The sequence below is a fragment of the Pseudomonas sp. R4-34-07 genome (assembly GCF_003852375.1).
Taxonomy (GTDB): Bacteria; Pseudomonadota; Gammaproteobacteria; order Pseudomonadales; family Pseudomonadaceae; genus Aquipseudomonas.
Genome location: NZ_CP027760.1, coordinates 4,982,697 through 5,001,696, shown reverse-complemented (window position 1 = coordinate 5,001,696; position 19,000 = coordinate 4,982,697). Strand labels below are relative to the sequence as shown.

13 protein-coding genes are annotated in these 19,000 nt (G+C 60.7%); all 13 read right to left on the bottom strand.

The genetic code is table 11. The annotated features are described in order from the left end of the window. Positions 1–210: 210 nt before the first annotated feature. Positions 211–3,144, bottom strand: a complete 2,934-nt coding sequence (locus C4J85_RS23020; protein ID WP_124410794.1) for a DUF748 domain-containing protein — start codon at positions 3,142–3,144, stop codon at positions 211–213. Between the two features lie 87 nt (positions 3,145–3,231). Further along, positions 3,232–4,248, bottom strand: a complete 1,017-nt coding sequence (locus C4J85_RS23015) for a class I SAM-dependent rRNA methyltransferase (protein WP_124405304.1) — start codon at positions 4,246–4,248, stop codon at positions 3,232–3,234. Positions 4,249–4,337: 89 nt separating this feature from the next. Then, positions 4,338–6,275: an acetate--CoA ligase gene (gene acs, locus C4J85_RS23010; RefSeq protein WP_124410793.1), complete on the bottom strand. Its 1,938-nt coding sequence runs from the start codon at positions 6,273–6,275 to the stop codon at positions 4,338–4,340. Between the two features lie 104 nt (positions 6,276–6,379). Beyond that, positions 6,380–8,044, bottom strand: coding sequence for a glucose-6-phosphate isomerase (gene pgi, locus C4J85_RS23005; protein WP_124410792.1), 1,665 nt, complete (start codon positions 8,042–8,044; stop codon positions 6,380–6,382). A 228-nt stretch (positions 8,045–8,272) separates the two neighbouring features. After that, the gene (panC, locus tag C4J85_RS23000; RefSeq protein ID WP_124410791.1) at positions 8,273–9,124 is read right to left on the bottom strand and encodes a pantoate--beta-alanine ligase; all 852 of its coding nucleotides are present in this window, start codon (positions 9,122–9,124) and stop codon (positions 8,273–8,275) included. Continuing rightward, positions 9,121–9,921 carry a 3-methyl-2-oxobutanoate hydroxymethyltransferase gene (panB, locus tag C4J85_RS22995; protein ID WP_124368371.1) on the bottom strand — a complete coding sequence of 267 codons (801 nt, stop codon included), beginning with the start codon at positions 9,919–9,921 and terminating at the stop codon, positions 9,121–9,123. Before panB ends, panC begins: the two co-directional genes overlap by 4 nt. Positions 9,922–10,243: 322 nt before the next feature. Then, positions 10,244–10,726 (bottom strand): 2-amino-4-hydroxy-6-hydroxymethyldihydropteridine diphosphokinase, encoded by a 483-nt coding sequence (folK, locus tag C4J85_RS22990; protein WP_124368370.1) that lies wholly within the window; start codon positions 10,724–10,726, stop codon positions 10,244–10,246. A 2-nt stretch (positions 10,727–10,728) separates the two neighbouring features. After that, positions 10,729–12,132, bottom strand: a complete 1,404-nt coding sequence (locus C4J85_RS22985; protein ID WP_124368369.1) for a polynucleotide adenylyltransferase PcnB — start codon at positions 12,130–12,132, stop codon at positions 10,729–10,731. A 694-nt stretch (positions 12,133–12,826) separates the two neighbouring features. After that, positions 12,827–14,257, bottom strand: a complete 1,431-nt coding sequence (locus C4J85_RS22980; protein WP_124364425.1) for a sigma-54 dependent transcriptional regulator — start codon at positions 14,255–14,257, stop codon at positions 12,827–12,829. 22 nt (positions 14,258–14,279) lie between these two features. Further along, positions 14,280–17,234, bottom strand: a complete 2,955-nt coding sequence (locus tag C4J85_RS22975) for a sensor histidine kinase (RefSeq protein ID WP_164484567.1) — start codon at positions 17,232–17,234, stop codon at positions 14,280–14,282. Further along, positions 17,218–17,394 (bottom strand): hypothetical protein, encoded by a 177-nt coding sequence (locus C4J85_RS22970; RefSeq protein WP_003176118.1) that lies wholly within the window; start codon positions 17,392–17,394, stop codon positions 17,218–17,220. The genes C4J85_RS22975 and C4J85_RS22970 overlap by 17 nt, the downstream gene beginning before the upstream one ends. A gap of 62 nt (positions 17,395–17,456) precedes the next feature. Next, positions 17,457–18,344 carry a tRNA glutamyl-Q(34) synthetase GluQRS gene (gene gluQRS / locus C4J85_RS22965; RefSeq protein WP_124410790.1) on the bottom strand — a complete coding sequence of 296 codons (888 nt, stop codon included), beginning with the start codon at positions 18,342–18,344 and terminating at the stop codon, positions 17,457–17,459. An 84-nt stretch (positions 18,345–18,428) separates the two neighbouring features. Continuing rightward, positions 18,429–18,872: an RNA polymerase-binding protein DksA gene (gene dksA, locus C4J85_RS22960; protein ID WP_003194150.1), complete on the bottom strand. Its 444-nt coding sequence runs from the start codon at positions 18,870–18,872 to the stop codon at positions 18,429–18,431. Positions 18,873–19,000 lie beyond the last annotated feature (128 nt).

The window sequence follows — 19,000 nt, the reverse complement described above, 5'->3', positions numbered from 1 at the left end:
CGACCACACGGATGTGGTCATTACAGGCCCCGGCACTTGTGTCGGGGCCTGTTCTATTTGGTGCGCAATAATTTGCCGGCCAGACGAGGATTGAAAAATGTGGGAGGGGGCTTGCTCCCGATAGCGGTAGGTCAGTCAATGATATGTCGACTGTTACACCGCAATCGGGAGCAAGCCCCCTCCCACATCTTGTTTTAGGTGAGCTTAGGGTTACTCGGCATCCAAGTGCATCGGCGTCACGACCCGACCATCCTTCTCAGCCTGCCCCAACTGCGCATCAATGAAGTACACGCGGTCGTCTTCCAGCTGCGCCTTATCCACCAGATAGTCCTTGATGGTACTGGCGCGGTCCTGGCCCAGCTGGCGCAGCAGCACGTCACTGCCACTCCAGAACTTGATCACGCCGTCCTTGAGCCTCGCTGTGCGCTCATCGTTACTCAGGTCTTTCCATTCGGCCGGTGGTTGCTGTTTCAAACGGGTACGGTAGATGCCCTCCAGCAAAGGCGGCTTTTCCTTCTCCGGCACGACAAGCAATGACGCCTGGGCCGGGACTTTATCGCCACGACGCTGCAGGATTTTGTAGTAGTTGTACTGGTACTCACGCTCCAGCCGTTGTGCGGCCAGCAACGGGCCGTCACTGCTGGCCGCTGCGGTCCCTTCGATTTCCAGGCGCAGGGCAGGGCGTTCCTTGAGTGCCTTGGCCAGCGTGTTGAGGGCGCCTTCGGCGTCTTTATTCAATTCACTTGAGCCTGCGGCGAACGACACATTACCCAGGTCTTCCGAGCCCCCGCCGGTAACCAGCCCGCCAATGAACTTGAAGGGTGCCGTCGCTGCGCGCACCACGAGGTTACGCAGGGTTTGCCACACAATCGGCATCACGCTGAATTGTGGGTTGTTCAGGTCACCGGTGACTGGCAATTCGATGGAGATCTTGCCGTCGCTGTCCTTGAGCAGGGCAATTGCCAGGCGAATCGGCAAGTCTACGGCATCGGCGCTGTCGACCTTCTCACCCAGTTGCAGCTGCTCGACCACCACCTTGTTCTCGGCCTTCAACTGGCCCTTGGTGATCATGTAATGCAAGTCCAAGTTGAGGCGACCCTTGCGGATTCGAAAACCCGCGAATTTGCCCGAGTACGGGGTCAGGGTGGTCAACTCGACGCGTTTGAAGCTGGTCGCGATGTCCAGCGCTGCCATGGGGTCAAACGGGTTTACGCTGCCCTTGATGGTCACTGGCGCATAACGGTCTACCTTGCCCTTGATGTCGACGCTGGCCGGCTTGGCCTGGCGACTGTCAATGGTGCCGATCTGGCCGTTGAGTTGTTGAATCGCGGTGGCGAAGTTGGGTGTGAGGCTGAAGTCGGCGAAATTGGCCGAGCCGTCGTTGATCGCAATCTGGCCGATGCGGATGCCCAGCGGCTTGTCTTTGCTTGATGCCGACTTGGCCGCTGGCTTGGTACCGCTGTCGGCCGGCTGTGGAATCAGCAGGTCGTCAATGTTGGTGGTGCGGTCATCGTTGATCATGAAGCGCGCATAGGGCTGCAGCAGGTTGACCTTGTCGATCGTCAGGCTGTCGCCATGCTGGTAATTGACGCCTTCCAGCACCAGCCGCTGCCATTTGAGGAAGTCGCGGGACTTGAGGGTGTCGAGGGTGTGCAGCTGATCTATCTGCGCCCGGCCGGTGACCTGGAGGGCCAGCGGCTCGGTGCTTTTCAGGTTCACGTCCAGGTTGCTGCCGAGCATGCCGCTGCGCAGCTCCAGGCGGATGAACGGGCTGATGTAGGCTTGGGCGACGCGCAGGTCGATGTCCTGGGTGTTCACCTTCAGCTTGGCGCTGACCGGGTTCAGGTTGACCTCGCCGGTTGCCTGGATCTTGCCTTGCTTGCCCAGGCCAGTGTCGACCTTCAAGCTAAAAGGGCTCTGGTTGAGGCTGTCGAAGTTCTGCACGTCGACGTTCAACGGGCCCAGCTCCAGTGCTACCGCAGGGTTGGACTGACGGTCAGCCAAGTGCGCTTGGTAATTGCGCAGTTGCACATCCTTGAGCAGCACTTGCCAGGGTTTGTTCGGCGCAGCCGGTTGCGCTTCAGGCGAATCGGCCGTGGCTGGCGCGGAGGCGGGCTCAGCGGGCTTGGCCGGTTTGCCGGGTTGGCTGGCGAACAGCTTTTGCCAATCGAGTTGCCCATCGGCTTCGCGGGCAGCCCAGGTTTCCAGCTTGTTACTGCGGATCTTGCCGATCACCACCTTCTGTTTGGCCAGGTCCACCGTGGTCTCGCTGACGTCCAGGCGTTCCAGGCGTGCCAAGGGCCGGCCATCCGGCGCCTTGATCGCAAAGGGCGCGATGCTGGCGGCGGTGTTGGTCAGGTTCAGTTCGGTCTCTTTGGCCAGGCTGAATTTATAGTCGGTGCTGAAATTGAGCACACCGTCCTCGAGCACCAGCGGCAAGGTATCGCGCACGTACGGCCACCAGGCTTTCATCTTGCCGTCGGTGACTTTCAGCGAGCCTTCGGAAGTGATCGGTACCAGGCTGAAGTTGCCTTTCCAGTCGATCTGCCCACCCTCGGGGCCGGCGGCCACCAGGGTCATGTCGGCGTTATCTTCCGGCAAGGTGCTGAGGTTTTTCAGCTCGAAGTCGAGTGTGTCGTAGAGAAATTCGATGGGTTCGCTGGGGCGCAGATCCTGGAAGTGCACATAACCGCGCGCCAGCTTGATGCTGTCGATACGCAGCGGGAAAGGCTTGGCATCGGGGTCGGCGGGGGTTGGTTCGCTCGGCGGCAACTTGAACAACTGCGCCAGGTTCAGTTGACCGGACTTGTCGAAGAGCAGTTCGGTCTTGGGCTGATCGAGTTGCACATCGGCCAGGTGCAGGGCGCGGGTCCAGAGACTGTCGATCTGCAGGTTGGCGTAGAGGCGCTCGAAACCCAACTGTTCCTTGCCCGGTTCACCAACTTTCAGGCCCCATAGCGTCAGCTCCAGGCTGAACGGGTTGAGCTCGATACGCTCGATACGCGCCGGTACCGTCGCGTAATCGGCCAACTGTTGGTTGGCAATGCGAAGGGCAATGCCGGGCAGAATCAGGAAGCCCAGCAAGCTGTACAACGCAAGGGCGGTCAACAAGGCGCCTAGGGCGCGGATCAATCCTTTGGGCATGGGTGACGCCATCTATGTCGAACGAGAGTGCCTTGGAGTATGGCACGGGATTTCGGTTCCGAAGAACCGCGGGGCTTGGGAAACTTCCTACAATTGCAGGATCAGGGTCTTCAGCGGAGGTTGCTGATCTTTCGACGGAAAGTCGGCTCCCGGCGCCATGGCCTGCCAATCGCGTACAGGGCGGCCGGCTTTTTCCGCGCAACGCAGCACCTGTTCACGCCAGTCCTCCATGCTCACTTTCGCCAGGTTATTGCAGCAAATGAGCACACCATTATCGGCGGTGGCTAACAATGCCGGCTTGAGCAGGCTTTGGTAGTCGCGCAACAGGTCGACGGTGCCGAACGCGCTTTTGGCCCAGGCGGGGGGATCGAGCAGCACCAAGTCATATTGACGCTGTTCCAGGCGCGGATAGCTCGGCAGTTTCTGGCCACGGCGCTGGGTGATCGCAAGGCCGGCCAGCTGGCGAATGGCAGGGAAATAATCGGACTGCACGAATTCCATCGTCGGCACGTGCGGATTAAGCAGGCCGTTCTCGCGCCCTACGGCCAGGTTGCCCTCGGCAAAGTCCAGGTTGCAGACCTCGCGTGCGCCACCGGCAGCGGCGCTCAAGCCGACGCCGCAGGTGTAGGCGAACAGGTTGAGCACGCTTTTACCGGCGCTGTGGTCCTTGACCCAGCCACGGGTGTTGCGCAGGTCGAGAAACAGCAGCGGGTCCTGCCCGGCATGCCGTCCACGCACACGGTAGTTAAGGCCCCATTCGTGACCGACCAGGTCTTCCAGTGCGGCAGGTTCGGCGCGGTATACCGCGTCTTCACGGTCGATGCGCGAATTGCCACGGGAGCGGTCGTTGTATACCAGCAGTAACTCCAGGCCCATGTAGTGGTTGATCAGTTGGTGCAGGTCCAACAGCTCAGCGCTTTGCAGGGATTGGTGAAAGCTCTGCACCAACAATTGCGGACCGTAGCGGTCGATTGTCAGGCCGCCGGCGCCTTCCTGGCTGCCGTGGAACAAACGGTAGCAATCGGTGCCTTGGGCATGCAGTTCACTGATCAGGTCTTGGCGATGATCGAGAGCGGCGCGCAGCGCCTGGTTCAAGGGAGTCATGGAGCGCGCCTTGCTTGCGGGTAAATGAGTACAAAGGGGGCACGCAGTTTAACAGCCCCGGCCTGAACAGGCCGGGGGTTATTTCGAGGCTATCGGTTCAGGCGTTTGTCGATCAGGCCATCCACAACGCTCGGGTCGGCCAGCGTCGAGGTATCGCCCAGGCTGTCCAGCTCGTTGCAGGCAATCTTGCGCAAAATCCTGCGCATGATCTTGCCGGAGCGAGTTTTCGGCAGGGCGGGCGCCCATTGGATCAATTCCGGCTTGGCGAAGCTGCCGATTTCCTTGCTGACCAACTCCAGCAGGTGCTTTTTCAGCGCATCGCTGGGTTCGACGCCATTCATTGGGGTGACGAACGCATAAATGCCCTGGCCTTTGACGTCGTGGGGGTAGCCGACCACCGCGGCCTCGGCGACCAGGTCATGCAGCACCAGGGCGCTTTCGACTTCGGCGGTCCCGATGCGATGGCCTGATACGTTGATAACATCGTCGATTCTCCCGGTGATCCAGTAATCGCCCTGCTCATCGCGCCGCGCGCCGTCGCCGGTGAAGTAGTAACCGGGGTAGGGTTTGAAGTAGGTGTCGAGCATGCGCTGCGGATCGCCATAGACGCTGCGAATCTGCCCCGGCCAGCTGGCTTTGATTGCGAGTACGCCGCTGCCGGCACCGCTGATTTCCTTGCCTTGCTCATCCAGCAACACCGGCTGTACGCCGAACATCGGCTGGGTGGCACAACCTGGCTTGATAAGCTGGGCGCTGGCCAGCGGGCTGAGCATGATGCCGCCGGTTTCGGTCTGCCACCAGGTATCGACAATCGGGCAGCGCTGCTCGCCGACGGCGTTGAAGTACCAGTCCCAGGCTTCCGGGTTGATCGGCTCACCGACGCTGCCCAGCAGGCGTAAGCTGGCGCGGGAAGTGCTTTGCAGCGGGCCGTGGCCTTCACGCATCAGGGCGCGCAATGCGGTCGGCGCGGTGTAGAAGATGTTCACCTGGTGTTTGTCGATGACCTGCCAGAAGCGCGAGCTGTCCGGGTAGCTTGGCACACCTTCGAACATCAACGACGTAGCGCCATTGGCCAGGGGGCCATAGACGATGTAGCTGTGGCCGGTAACCCAGCCCACGTCGGCGGTGCACCAGAACACTTCGCCCTCGCGGTAGTCCAGTACGTACTTGAAGGTCATCGCCACTTGCAGCAGATAGCCGCCGGTGCTGTGCAAGACGCCCTTGGGTTTGCCTGTGCTACCGGAGGTATAGAGGATAAACAGCGGGGCCTCGGCGTCCATCGGCTCGGGCGGGCAATCGTCGCTCGCGGCCTCCACGGCCTGTTGGTACTTGAGGTCGCGGCCTTCGTTCCAGTCCACGTTTGCGCCGGTGCGCTGGACCACCAGGACGGTGCTGACGTTCGGGCAACTGGCCAGTGCTTTATCCACGTTGTGTTTCAGCGCGACCGGTTTGCCGCCGCGTACGCCTTCATCGGCGGTGATGACCGTGCGACAGTCGGCATCCAGTATGCGGTCGCGCAGGGCGTCCGGTGAGAACCCGCCAAATACAACCGAATGCACCGCGCCAATGCGTGTGCAGGCCAACATGGCGTAGGCCGCTTCCGGGATCATTGGCATATAAATGCACACCCGGTCGCCTTTGCTTACGCCACGGCTCTTCAGCACGTTGGCCAGGCGGCTGACGTGTTGATGAAGTTCGCGGTAAGTGATGGTGGACGATTGTGTCGGATCATCGCCTTCCCAGATGAAGGCCGGCTGATCGGCACGCTGTGGCAAATGACGGTCGATGCAGTTGTAGCTGACGTTCAGTTGACCACCGGCAAACCATTGCGCAGCACCGGTGCTGATGTCGGCGCTATGAACGGTGTGCCATGGCGCCATCCAATCGAGAAAGCTCTTGGCCTGGTCGGCCCAGAAGGTGTCCGGCTGTTCGATGGATTGGCGATAGAGGCGCTGATAGTCCTCTTGACTGAGTTGCGCAGCCCGACGGACGGCATCGGCGCGGGGGAATTGGCTGATATCGAACATGAGCGCTCCTTATTCTTGTTTTGCGACAAGTCATAAAGATGCACCCTGAGGAGAGAGGGTTCAAGGCCAACGTCCAAACGGACATTGGCCTTGAAGTCGCCGGATCAGCCGCGGTGACGGCCGCGGAAGTAGTTGATCAGGCCCTGGGTCGAAGCATCCTCGGCCGAGGTTTCTTCGGCGCCGGTCAGGCGGTTGTAGACGCCTTTGCCCAGTTCCTTGCCCAGCTCGACACCCCATTGGTCGAAAGCGTTGATGCCCCAGATCACGCTCTGGACGAACACTTTGTGCTCGTACATGGCAACCAGCGCGCCGAGGCGACGTGGGCTGATGCGTTCAACCACGATGGTGTTGCTCGGGCGGTTGCCCGGGATCACCTTGTGCGGCGCCAGTTTCTGCACTTCAGCTTCGGGGATGCCTTTTTCGCGCAACTCGGCTTCGGCTTCGGCGCGGGTCTTGCCAAGCATCAATGCCTGGCTTTGGGACAGGCAGTTGGCGTACAGCCACTGATGGTGGTCGGAGACCGGGTTGAAACTCACGATCGGTACGATGAAGTCGGCCGGGATCAGTTGGGTGCCTTGGTGCAGCAACTGGTGATAAGCATGTTGCCCGTTGCAGCCCACGCCGCCCCAGATGACCGGGCCGGTATCGGTGGCGACCGGTGTGCCGTCCTGGCGCACGCTCTTGCCGTTGGATTCCATGTCCAACTGCTGCAAATGCTTGGTGATGTTACGCAGGTAATGGTCGTACGGCAGGATCGCATGGCTCTGCGAACCCCAGAAATTGCCGTACCACACGCCCAGCAAGCCCAGCAGCACCGGCATGTTGTCTTCGAACGGCGCGTTCTGGAAATGCTGGTCCATGGTGTAGGCACCGGACAGCAGTTCCTTGAAGTTGGACATGCCGATCGCCAGGGCAATGGGCAAGCCGATCGCGGACCACAGCGAGTAACGACCGCCGACCCAGTCCCACATCGGGAAGATGTTTTCCTCGCGGATACCGAACGCCACGGCCGCTGCGTTGTTGCTCGACACGGCGATGAAGTGGCGGTACAGCTCCGCTTCCGAGCCGCCCTGCGCCAAGTACCAGGCGCGGGCGGCCTGGGCATTCTTCAGGGTTTCGAGGGTATTGAAGGATTTGGACGAGACGATAAACAGCGTGGTCTCGGCGCGCAGCTTCATGGTCAGCTCGTGAAACTCGCTGCCGTCGATGTTCGCCAGGTAATGACAGCGCACGCCTTTGTGGGCGTAGGACAGCAGCGCTTCGGAGACCAGCTCCGGGCCGAGGAACGAACCACCGATGCCGATATTCACCACGTCCGTGATCGGCTTCTCGGTGTAGCCACGCCACAGGCCATCGTGGATGCGGCCGACCAGGTCAGTGATCTGGTTCAGCACTTTGTGCACGTCCGGCATGATGTTCACGCCGTTGACCGACAACTTGTCGCCTACCGGGCGGCGCAGGGCGGTATGCAACGCTGGGCGGCCTTCGGAGGAGTTGACCGGCTCGCCGGCATACAGCGAGTCGATCGCGTCTTTGAGGCCGACTTCGTTGGCCAGGCCCACCAGCAGGTCGCGGGTTTCGCGGGTGATCAGGTTTTTCGAGTAATCGAGGAAAAGCCCGCAGCTGCTCAGGGTAAATTCTGAAAAACGCTGGGGGTCGGCATTGAAGGCCTCGCGCATGCTGAAATCCTGCATGGCTTGGCGATGTTGATTGAGCGCCTGCCAGGCGGGCAGCGCGGTAACGTCATGAGGGGTGCGGTAGTACGCCATCGCTGCGGGTTTCCTTTTTATTACAGGGACTGCCTTTTAGGACACTTCAAAATCCGGAACGTCCAGTCTTTTAACTGGCCACGGTTTTTTCCGGACAGCGCTAACCATACGCGCAGGGCGATTACATTAAACCTAGCGTGTCGATATGTCTTGGCTTTGTCTGCGCTGTAGCCGGTACTTTTTTATACCGGCGCAGCGTTTAGGGCAATCGCGGGGTGTTGACAGGGGTCAGTCGAGGGTCAGATGCAGGTTGTCGATCAGGCGAGTCGCGCCCAGATAGGCCGCCACCAGAATCACAATGTCCCGATCCTCAGGCTTGGCTGGCCTCAAGTGTATGCCTTGGCGCACTTCCAGGTAGTCCATGCGCAAACCAGCGGCTTCGATCTGCTGGGTGTGCTCGGCGCGCAGCCTGGCGAAATCACGCTCACCGCTTTTGATGGCGGCGGCAATCTGGCTGAGGCTGCGGTACAGCACCGGTGCAATCGCGCGTTGCTCTTCGGTGAGGTAGCCATTGCGCGATGACAGCGCCAGGCCATCGGCTGCGCGGACGGTCGGCTCGCCGATGATCTGGATCGGCATGTTCAGGTCGTGCACCATGGCGCGGATCACCGCCAGTTGCTGATAGTCCTTCTGACCAAATACGGCCATATCCGGCTGCACCATGTTGAATAGCTTGCTGACCACCGTGGCGACGCCTTCGAAATGCCCTGGACGGCTGGCCCCACACAGGCCTTCGGACAGTTGGGGCACGCTGACGCGGGTCTGGCCGGTCATGCCGCTGGGGTACATTTCCTCCACCGTTGGCGCGAACAGCAGGTTGCAACCGGCTTGCAGCAGCCGTTCCTGATCGGCGGCGAGGGTGCGCGGATATTTGTCCAGGTCTTCGCCGGCGCCGAATTGCAGCGGGTTGACGAAAATGCTCGTCACCACGAAATCCGATTGCTGCGCAGCCTTGCTCACCAGGGTCGCGTGGCCACTGTGCAGGTTGCCCATGGTCGGCACGAAGCCGATGCGCTTGCCGGCGTTGCGCGCGTGGGTCACGGCGGCGCGCAGTTCGCGCAGGGTTTTAACGGTGTTCATGCAGAGAATCCGTGTTCGGCGCCAGGGAAGGTCACGGCCTTGACTTCGCTGACATAAGCGCTCAGTGCGGCGTGAATGCTGGGCTGGCCGGCCATGAAGTTTTTCACGAACTTGGGCACGTGGCCGCTGATCGACAGGCCGAGCATGTCGTGCAGCACCAGCACTTGGCCGTCGGTGGCGGAGCCAGCCCCGATGCCGATCACCGGTACTTTGACCGCCTGGGTGATTTCGGCGGCCAGTTCACTGGGTACGCACTCCAGCAGAATCATCGCGACGCCGGCTTGTTCCAGGGCGATGGCATCGGCGCGCATCTGGCGTGCCTGGGCTTCATTGCGGCCCTGGACCTTATAGCCACCCAGGAGGTTGACCGACTGCGGCGTCAGGCCCATGTGCGCGCACACCGGCACGCCGCGCTCAGCCAGCAGCCGGATCGACTCGGCGAGCCATACGGCACCTTCGACCTTGATCATGTGCGCACCCGCCTGCATCAGTTTGCCGGCGTTCTGGAAGGTCTGTTCGAGCGTGGCATACCCCATGAATGGCAGGTCGGCGATGATGAACGCACCGTCATTGCCACGCTTGACGCTGGCGGTGTGGTACGCGAGTTCATCGGTGGTGACGGGGAGCGTGCTGTCATTCCCTTGCAGAACCATGCCCAGGGAGTCGCCTACCAGCAACACCTCGACCCCGGCCTGGCAACAGGCGTGGGCGAAGGTCGCGTCGTAGCAGGTCAGCATGGTGATTTTTTCACCCTTGAGCTTGAGGCTCTGCAAGGTGGTCAGGGTAATGTCTGGCATGAAAAGGGTCCTCGTTCAGGCGCTTGGAAACAGCGAGTAACGCGCGTGAGTCTTCGTTTATACAGGCGCACCGTCTTGATAGCAGTGCTTATATGGCCTGGATTGCGCCCTTCAGCGCCGGGTTGGCGGCGGCGGGACGCCTATAGTCGTGAGGAGGACACGGGAAGTCAATTGGATGTGTTACCGCCTTGTTACGATGGCGGTGTTACCGCTGTTACTGACGCGATCGTAGGAGCGAGCTTGCTCGCGAAGAATCCAAGGGCACCGCGCTCAATCAGGCTGAGCGCGTGATCGTTGACGATTTTCGCGAGCAAGCTCGCTCCTACAGAGGCAAGCGTTCCAGGCCGACGAATGGGCAAGCTGTCAGCAGTTCACCCAGCGTTTGGCCCTCGGGCAACTGAAAGTCGGCAGGCACCAGCTCAGCCAATGGATAAAGCACGAACGCCCGCAGGTGCATCTGGTAATGCGGCACTTTGAGGCGCGGCTCATCAATCAGGCGATCACCGAATAGCAGGATATCCAGGTCCAGGGTGCGTGGGCCCCAACGCTCAGTGCGCTCGCGGCCCTGGTGGTTTTCGATGGTTTGCAGTGCGTCGAGCAGGCCCAGCGGCGTGAGGTTGCTGTCCACGGCCGCCACCGCGTTGGTGTAGCGCGGTTGGCCTGGCAGCAGGGAGTCGCTTTGATAAAAGGCGGATACATCGACGAGGGCCGTGCCGGGCAAGTGCGCCAGGGCTTCGATAGCGTCGCGCAGTTGCTGCTGCGGGGCCGCCAGGTTGCTGCCCATGCCGATGTAGATACGTTCCACGATTATTCGCCGGTTGCGCCCGAGGCATCGGCGGCGCTGCGTTTGCGCTTGCTGGAGCTGCGGCGGCGCTTTTTCGGCCCTTCGCCGACGCTATCGCCTTTGCTGCCGAGCTCACGAATCATCTCGCGGCGTTGGCTGTCATTGGCATCCTGATAGTCGGTCCACCATTCACCCAGGCCGTCGGTCTGCTCGCCGGCGCTTTCGCGCAGCAACAGGAAGTCGTAGCCTGCGCGAAAGCGCGGGTTGTCCAGCAACAGGTCGGCGCGTTTGCCACTGCGGCGCGGCAGGCGCTCCTGCATGTCCCAGATTTCGCGGATCGGCAGGGTGAAGCGTTTCGGAATGGCGATGCGCTGGCACTGTTCGGTGATCAGTTCGTGGGCGGCTTCCTGCATGGCAGGGATCGGCGGCATGCCACGGTCCTGCAAGCGCAGTACGCGTTTGGGCAGGGCCGGCCACAACAGGGCGGCAAACAGGAACGCCGGGGTCACCGGCTTGTTCTGCTTGATGCGCAGGTCAGTGTTGATCAACGCTTCGCTGATCAGTGTGTGGGTGTACGTCGGGTTGTGCTCCAACGCCTCGGCGCTGGCCGGGAACAGTGGATCGAACAACTGCAGGTCGACGAGCATTTCAAAGGTGTCGGCGGCATAGCCCGAAAGGAACAGCTTGAGCACTTCTTCAAACAGGCGTGCCGACGGGATTTCCCGCAGCATCGGTGCCAGTTCGCGAATCGGTGCGGCCGTGTGTTTCTCGATACCGAAGTTGAGCTTGGCGGCGAACCGCACGGCGCGCAGCATGCGCACCGGGTCTTCCTGGTAGCGCTGTGTCGGGTCGCCGATCAGTCGGATCAAGTTGTTGCGGATATCGTGTACGCCATTGGCGTAATCGAGGATCCGCTCGCTGACAGGATCGTAATACAGGGCATTGATGGTGAAGTCGCGGCGTTGCGCGTCTTCTTCCAGGGTGCCGTAGACGTTGTCGCGCAGGATGCGCCCGCTCTCGTTGCGGGAAGACTGATTGGTGTCTTCCTCTTCATCGTTTTGCGGGTGGCCGGCGCGGAACGTCGCGACCTCGATGATTTCGCGACCGAAGTGGATATGCACCAGCTTGAAGCGGCGCCCGATGATCCGCGCATTGCGAAATTCGGCACGCACCTGTTCAGGCGTGGCGCTGGTGGCAACGTCGAAATCTTTCGGCGTGATATTGAGCAGCATGTCACGTACGCAGCCGCCCACCAGGTAGGCCTGGTAACCGGCGTTCTGCAAACGTTCGACGATGTTCACCGCATAGCGGCTGAATTGAGCGCGCTGCAATGAATGCTGATTGCTGTTAAGCACTTCAGGCGTGCTGCGAATGTGTTGCGTACGACGCAAGGGAGAACGGAATGACTGGAACAACTTCTTCAGCATGGGATGCACTGTTTGAAGGAATGTTCGGCCATAACGAAGAATGACCGCATGATGGGCCGGGATTCTAGCATTTAGTCAGGGGATGGTGTAGGAACAAGCTGCAGGCGTTGCGCCATAAGCGTTTAAAAGGCAAATCCAGGGGCTAACTGTCGGAAACTACAAGGGGAGCCGAAGCTCCCCCAGAAGTAGTTGCGTGCTCTATTTTTATTATGGTGTCGGGCTTCTTGTTTTTGTTGATCGCCCTCGCCATGAAGCTTCACCTTCATGGCACTCCCAATCGGGAGCCAAGAGCAAACGGATTGCTTTGGTCGCTGTGTTGCTGATCTACGATCCAACCAGTTCAGGCTCTGCCTTAGGGCAGTTTTTGTTGTTCTCGGCCTGGTTGCGGGGCAAGCCCCAAATGCAACGCCTCTCCAAAAGAATCAGTTAGCTGCGCCTCCGCCGTGTTGTTTTTGTTATGCGTGAGTCGATTCGTCTTATTTTTATTGTCTGGTACAAAGCTTGTTATTGTTTTTGTACTAAGCATATAGCAGGGTGCGTGCCAACTTTTGCGCCGCCCAGCAAAAGCAGGGGGTTGAGGCGGTTTCAGGGTTTTAACGGGCGAAAAAAAGCCGGGGCTCCGTTACCGTAAGCCCCGGCTTTTGTTACGCGACATATCTGCGGTAACAGTTTTTTCACATTAGCAGGTGTTACCTCAGCTCTCGCTGGGAACACCGGTCTTGCGCCGTGGAATGCCCAGGCGTTGGCGACGTTCCCACAGGCACTTGCGGCTTACGCCGAGCTTGCGGGCCAGTTCGGTTTCGGTCATGTGGTCCTGGTGCTCGAGGACGAAATGCTGGAAGTAGTCTTCCAGGGACAAATCTTCCGTCGGCTCATGGCTGGTCGCGCTACCTGCGCCCTGTTGTGGCGCCAAGCCGATGAAGTCGTCGTCGTCCAGATCGCTGAGCTCGATATCAATGCCCAACAGCTCGGCGGATATTTCCGGGCTTTCCGACAGGATGACCGCGCGCTCGACGGCGTTCTCCAGTTCGCGCACGTTGCCCGGCCATGCGTAATGCCGGATCGCCTGCTCTGCGTCCGGCGCAAACTTCAGATCGGTACGGTTGATGCGCGCGCTCTGGCGCAGCAGGAACGCGCTGGCGATCTCGTTGACATCGGCGCCACGCTCGCGCAGTGGCGGCAGCTTGAGCGCAATCACATGCAGGCGGTAATACAGGTCTTCACGGAACTGGCCGATCTTGGCCAGGCTCTTGAGGTCACGGTGCGTCGCTGCGATCAGGCGTACATCGACCTTTTGCGATTGCACCGAACCGACCCGGCGAATTTCGCCTTCCTGCAGCACCCGCAACAAGCGCGCCTGGGCCTCCAGGGGCAGCTCGCCGATTTCGTCGAGGAACAGCGTGCCGCCGTCGGCGGCTTCGACCAAGCCCGCACGCCCGGCGCTGGCACCGGTGAACGCGCCTTTTTCGTGGCCAAACAATTCCGACTCGATCAGGGATTCGGGGATCGCCGCGCAGTTCACCGAGATCATCGGGGCCTTGGCGCGCCTGGACAGGTTATGCAGCGCGCGGGCCACCAGTTCCTTGCCGGTGCCCGACTCACCCTGGATCAATACATTGGAGTCGGTCGGCGCCACTTTGCGGATCTTGCTGTACAGGTCCTGCATCGGCGGGCAGGAGCCAATGATGCCGATTTCGCCGTTACTGTTATCGACGCCCGGTTTGTCGGCTGCTTTTCCTGCCGGACGCGGTTCGGCTGGCGCACTGCTGGCCGACTGGCGGTCACGCAGGATGCGCGCCACAGCCTGCAGCATCTCGTCATGGTCGAAAGGCTTGGCGATGTAGTCCACCGCGCCCATCTTCATCGAGTCCACCGCCGAGCGCAGGCTGGCGTAGCTGGTCATGATCAGCACCGGAGTGCCCTGGCCCAGCTTGATCAATTCGGTGCCCGGAGCGCCCGGCAAGCGCAGGTCGCTGACGATCAGGTCGAACGTGGGAATGCTGAACCGCTCCTGGGCTTCCTGCACCGAGCCGGCTTCGCTGACCTGGTACTGATTACGTTCAAGCAGGCGACGCAAGGCAGAGCGGATAATGGTTTCGTCTTCGACGATCAAAATGTGCGGCATTGATTCAATTCTCTCGACGGTCTCAGTTCACAGCGGACGTCGCTTCGACATGACGCGGCAAGGTCACCCGGATACGGGTGCCGCGTTGGCTTTCGGTGTCAGCCGGGCTGTCGATGGTGATTTGTCCATAATGCTCTTCAACGATGGAATAGACCAGTGCAAGGCCCAGACCGGTACCTTCACCTGGGTCCTTGGTGGTGAAGAAGGGTTCGAACAATCGGTCCATGATGTTCTGTGGAATGCCGCTGCCTTCATCTTCCACGATCAGGTCGACCGTGTGCTCGAAAGCCTCGCTCTTGACGCGTACCGCGCTGTGCGGCGGGGACGCATCGCGGGCGTTGGACAGCAAGTTGATCAGGACCTGGGCCAGGCGTTGTGAGTCGCCATCGACCCAGTGGTCCGGATCGCACAGGTTAAAGAACTGTACTTCGAAATTGCGCCGGTTCAAGGCCAGCAGCCCAATGGCGTCCTGCGCCACTTTGGCCAGGCACACCGCTTCGTCCTGATTCTGATGGGCGCCGGAGTGGGCGAAGCTCATCAGCGACTGCACGATGCGCGACACGCGCTTGGTCTGCTCGAGGATCTGCCCGCTGATCTCGGTGATTTCACCGTCTTCCTCGCGCTCTTCCCGCAGGTTCTGCGCCAGGCAGGCGATACCTGTGATCGGGTTGCCGATCTCATGCGCCACACCGGCGGCCAGGCGACCAATACTGGCCAGGCGCTCGGAGTGCACCAGCTTGTCTTCGAGCATCTGGGTGTCGGTAAGGTCTTCCACCAGCAACACCAGGCCGCTGTTGCCTGGGGCCAGGGGCTCGTCAATGGCGGCCTTGTGCAGGTTGAGCCAACGAGTCTGGCCGTCGAGGGCCAGGTGCTGCTTGTGCAAATGCTCGTCGGGCAGGTTGATAAAACCTTGCAACAATTCTTTCCAGGGGTCGCCGAGGGTATTGAGGCGAGAGCCGACCACGCGTTGCGCGGCGATGCCGGTAAGCTCTTCCATAGCCTTGTTCCACATCAGGATTTCCTGGTCCTTGGCCAGGGAACACACGCCCATCGGCAGTTCCTGCAGGGTCTGGCGGTGGTAACGGCGCAGGGCATCAAGCTCGGCGGCGAGGCCGGTGAGGCGTGAGTGATAGTCCTCCAGCCGGCTTTCGATGAAATGGATGTCTTCGGTCACGTAGTTTTCGCCACCGGCCTTGTAGGGCAGAAAAGTTTCCACCATGTCCTGGGACACGCTGGGGCCCATCAGCCCGGACAAGTTGGCTTCGATACGGTCGCGCAAGCGCCGCAGCGCATAGGGACGGCGCTCATCGAATGGCAGGTACAGATCGCGCAAGGCCTGTTCGACTTCCTTTTGCGCGGCCTTGGCGCCGAGCGGCTTGGCCAGTTGCGTGGCGAATTCCTGAGGCGAGGCCGCATGCAGCTCGCGGCGTTGCGGGCGACGCACGTTGTCTACTGCGCAGGCTTCGGCGGCGCTGGTTTCTTCGGGGCTGGCGTTGGTGAACAGCGAGATCAGGGTGAACATCAGGACGTTGGCGGCCAGCGAAGCGATTGCGGCCATGTGCCAGCTGGTATCATCCAGCACGTAAATCATGTTCAGCAACGGTATATAGAAACCCTGCAGGTTGCCGACCAGCGGTAGCAGCATGGTCACCAGCCACACCAGGATGCCCGCCAGCAACCCGGCGATAAAGCCACGGCGATTGGCGGTCGGCCAGTACAGCACCGAGAGTACGCCCGGCAGGAACTGCAAGGTGGCGACAAAGGCCACGATGCCGAGGTTGGCCAGGTCCTGCCCGGCGCCCAGCAGCAGGTAAAAGGCATAGCCGGCCATGATGATCGCGACGATCAGCGCGCGGCGCGTCCATTTCAACCAGCGGTAGATGTTGCCTTCGGCCGGTGGTTGGTACAGCGGCAGCACCAGGTGGTTGAGCGCCATCCCGGAGAGTGCCAGCGTGGTGACAATGATCAAGCCACTGGCCGCCGACAAACCGCCCACATACGCCAACAGCGCCAGGGCCGGGCTGTTGGCGGCGATGCCGATGCCGAGGGTGAAATACTCAGGGTTGGTGGTGGCCCCCAGTTTCAGGCCGGCCCACAGAATCAGCGGCACCGCCAGGCTCATCAACAGCAGGAACAGTGGTAAACCCCAGCTGGCGCTGACCAATGAGCGCGGGTTGAGGTTTTCGGTGAAGGTCATGTGGTACATGTGCGGCATCACGATGGCCGAGGCGAAGAACACCAGCAGCAGCGTGCGCCAGGGGCCTTCCTGCAGGGGCGTGTGCAAGGCGGCGAGGGCGGTCTGGTTTTGCAGCAGCCACAATTCCAGCTGTTGCGGGCCGTCGAACACGCCGTAGAGCGCATAAAGGCCGACACCGCCGATGGCGACCAGCTTGATGACCGACTCAAAGGCAATCGCAAACACCAGGCCCTGGTGTTTTTCGCGGGTGGCGATATGGCGTGAGCCAAAGAAAATGGTGAACAGGCTGATCAATGCGCAGAAGGCCAGGGCAACGCGATGTTGCACCGGCTCGCGGGTGAGGATGCTGATCGAGTCGGCCACTGCCTGGATCTGCAGGGCGAGCAACGGCAGCACGCCGATCAACATGAAAATCGTGGTGAGTGCGCCGGCCCAGGTGCTGCGAAAACGAAAGGCAAACAGGTCCGCCAGGGAGGACAACTGATAGGTGCGGGTGATTTTCAAAATCGGGTACAGCAGCACCGGCGCCAGCAGGAACGCACCGGACACCCCCAGGTAGCTGGAGAGGAAACCGTAGCCGTATTGATAGGCCAGGCCCACCGTACCGTAGAACGCCCAAGCGCTGGCGTATACGCCCAGGGACAAGGTGTAGGTCAAGGGATGGCGAATGATCGCCCGCGGAATCATTCCACGCTCACTGATCCAGGCGACGCCGAACAACGCCGCCAGGTAGGCGGCGCTGATCAGCAGCATCTGGGTGAGGCTAAAGCTCATCGGCATCTTTTTGGCTCTGCAGGATGAAGGTCACGACGATCAGGATCAGCCAGAGCAGATAAGGACGGTACCAGGCGCCCGTGGCATCGATCCACCAGTCCATGATGGCGGGGGAAAACAGGTAGATCCCGACGACCAGCAGCAGGACCAATCGATAGATGTACATGTTGGCCTCTGATTGAAGAATTGCGGCGATGGTAACGGATGGCTGGCAAGCTGCAAGCGCCTTCAGTTCAATTGCGCTTCGGCCAGGGTGAGTGTGCGCGGGATCCGTGTGGCATCCCACTGCCGAATGCCCCAATCCAGCAGTTCCCTGGGGCTTGCGTCAAGCAGCTCGTCACCGGCCGGCTGGCCAAGGGCGCGCAGCGCTCTGAGTAACAATGGCGTGGCCTGGTCTGCGGTCAGCGGTGGCGAACGGTACGACTTGCCCAGTTTGTAACCGTCCGGCTGGACGATCAGCGGCACATGCAGATAACGCGGCTGCCTCAGTCCGAGTAACTCCTGGAGGTAAAGCTGGCGTGGGGTGGAATCGAGCAGGTCGGCGCCGCGCACGATGTCGGTAACGCCTTGCCAGGCGTCATCCAGGACCACGGCCAATTGATAGGCGTACAGGCCGTCGCGGCGGCGGATGATGAAGTCGCCTGCATCGCGCCCCAGGTGCTGTCGGAATTCGCCCTGTACGCGGTCGGTAAAATGGTATTCAAGCTCGGGCACGCGCAGACGGATAGCCGCATCTTGCTGGTCGTGGCCGGCATTGCGGCAAAGCCCGGGGTAAATCCCGTTGTAGGATTCCAGCTGTTTGCGCGAGCAGGTGCAGGCGTACGCCAGGCCGTGGTTGAACAAGTCGTTCAATACCTTGGCGTAGGCGTCGTGTCGCTCGCTTTGCCGAACCAGTTCGCCATCCCATTCAAAACCGTAGCTTTCCAGGGCATGCAGGATTGCCGCCTGGGCGCCGGGTTCTTCACGGGGTGGGTCGAGGTCTTCCATGCGCATCAGCCAGCGGCCTTGATTGGCGCGGGCATCGAGGTAGGAGGCGAGGGCGGCGACCAGGGAGCCGAAGTGCAGATGGCCGCTGGGCGTGGGGGCGAAGCGCCCGATATAGGTAGAGGCAGTCATGAGCCGGATACTACTGGAAAATCGGTAAACGCCAGCAACAAAAATGGGGCGTTCGCACGCCCCATTCGTTCAGCCCGACAAGCATTACTTGCCGACCTGTTTTTCCTTGATTTCGGCCAAGGTCTTGCAGTCTACACAGAGGTCCGCGGTCGGGCGGGCTTCCAGGCGACGAATACCGATCTCGACGCCGCAGGATTCGCACCAGCCGTATTCTTCGTCTTTGATCAGTTGCAGGGTCTTGTCGATCTTCTTGATCAACTTGCGCTCGCGGTCGCGGGCGCGCAGTTCGAGGGCGAACTCCTCTTCCTGGCTGGCACGGTCGGCCGGGTCAGGGAAGTTGGCTGCTTCGTCCTTCATATGGTCAACCGTGCGGTCGACTTCCTGCATCAAATCCTGTTTCCACTTGTTCAGGATTTTGGTGAAGTGCTCGCGCATGGGCTCGCCCATGTACTCCTCGCCCTTTTTTTCCACATAGGGTTCGAAGCCGCCGAGGCCTTGAGTCTGCTGTTGCTTTGCTTGGGTGGACATGAATAGACCGCCTCTCACTCTTCTAATCCATTGCGCAGGATTGCAACGTCACCGACACCTGCCGGCCCTGCGGCTGCAAGCGGGCGAACTTACCAGATAGATTCGGGGTGCGCCACTCCCGGTTGTCG

Excerpts from the sequence above, each read along its gene's own strand:
- C4J85_RS22975 (WP_164484567.1), bottom strand. The coding sequence starts at position 17,234 with ATGCCGATGAGCTTTAGCCTCACCCAGATGCTGCTGATCAGCGCCGCC.
- C4J85_RS22970 (WP_003176118.1), bottom strand. The coding sequence starts at position 17,394 with ATGTACATCTATCGATTGGTCCTGCTGCTGGTCGTCGGGATCTACCTG.
- C4J85_RS23015 (WP_124405304.1), bottom strand. The coding sequence starts at position 4,248 with ATGACTCCCTTGAACCAGGCGCTGCGCGCCGCTCTCGATCATCGCCAA.
- panC (WP_124410791.1), bottom strand. The coding sequence starts at position 9,124 with ATGAACACCGTTAAAACCCTGCGCGAACTGCGCGCCGCCGTGACCCAC.
- pgi (WP_124410792.1), bottom strand. The coding sequence starts at position 8,044 with ATGGCGTACTACCGCACCCCTCATGACGTTACCGCGCTGCCCGCCTGG.
- dksA (WP_003194150.1), bottom strand. The coding sequence starts at position 18,872 with ATGTCCACCCAAGCAAAGCAACAGCAGACTCAAGGCCTCGGCGGCTTC.
- C4J85_RS22980 (WP_124364425.1), bottom strand. The coding sequence starts at position 14,257 with ATGCCGCACATTTTGATCGTCGAAGACGAAACCATTATCCGCTCTGCC.
- C4J85_RS23020 (WP_124410794.1), bottom strand. The coding sequence starts at position 3,144 with ATGCCCAAAGGATTGATCCGCGCCCTAGGCGCCTTGTTGACCGCCCTT.
- acs (WP_124410793.1), bottom strand. The coding sequence starts at position 6,275 with ATGTTCGATATCAGCCAATTCCCCCGCGCCGATGCCGTCCGTCGGGCT.
- C4J85_RS22985 (WP_124368369.1), bottom strand. The coding sequence starts at position 12,132 with ATGCTGAAGAAGTTGTTCCAGTCATTCCGTTCTCCCTTGCGTCGTACG.
- panB (WP_124368371.1), bottom strand. The coding sequence starts at position 9,921 with ATGCCAGACATTACCCTGACCACCTTGCAGAGCCTCAAGCTCAAGGGT.
- gluQRS (WP_124410790.1), bottom strand. The coding sequence starts at position 18,344 with ATGACTGCCTCTACCTATATCGGGCGCTTCGCCCCCACGCCCAGCGGC.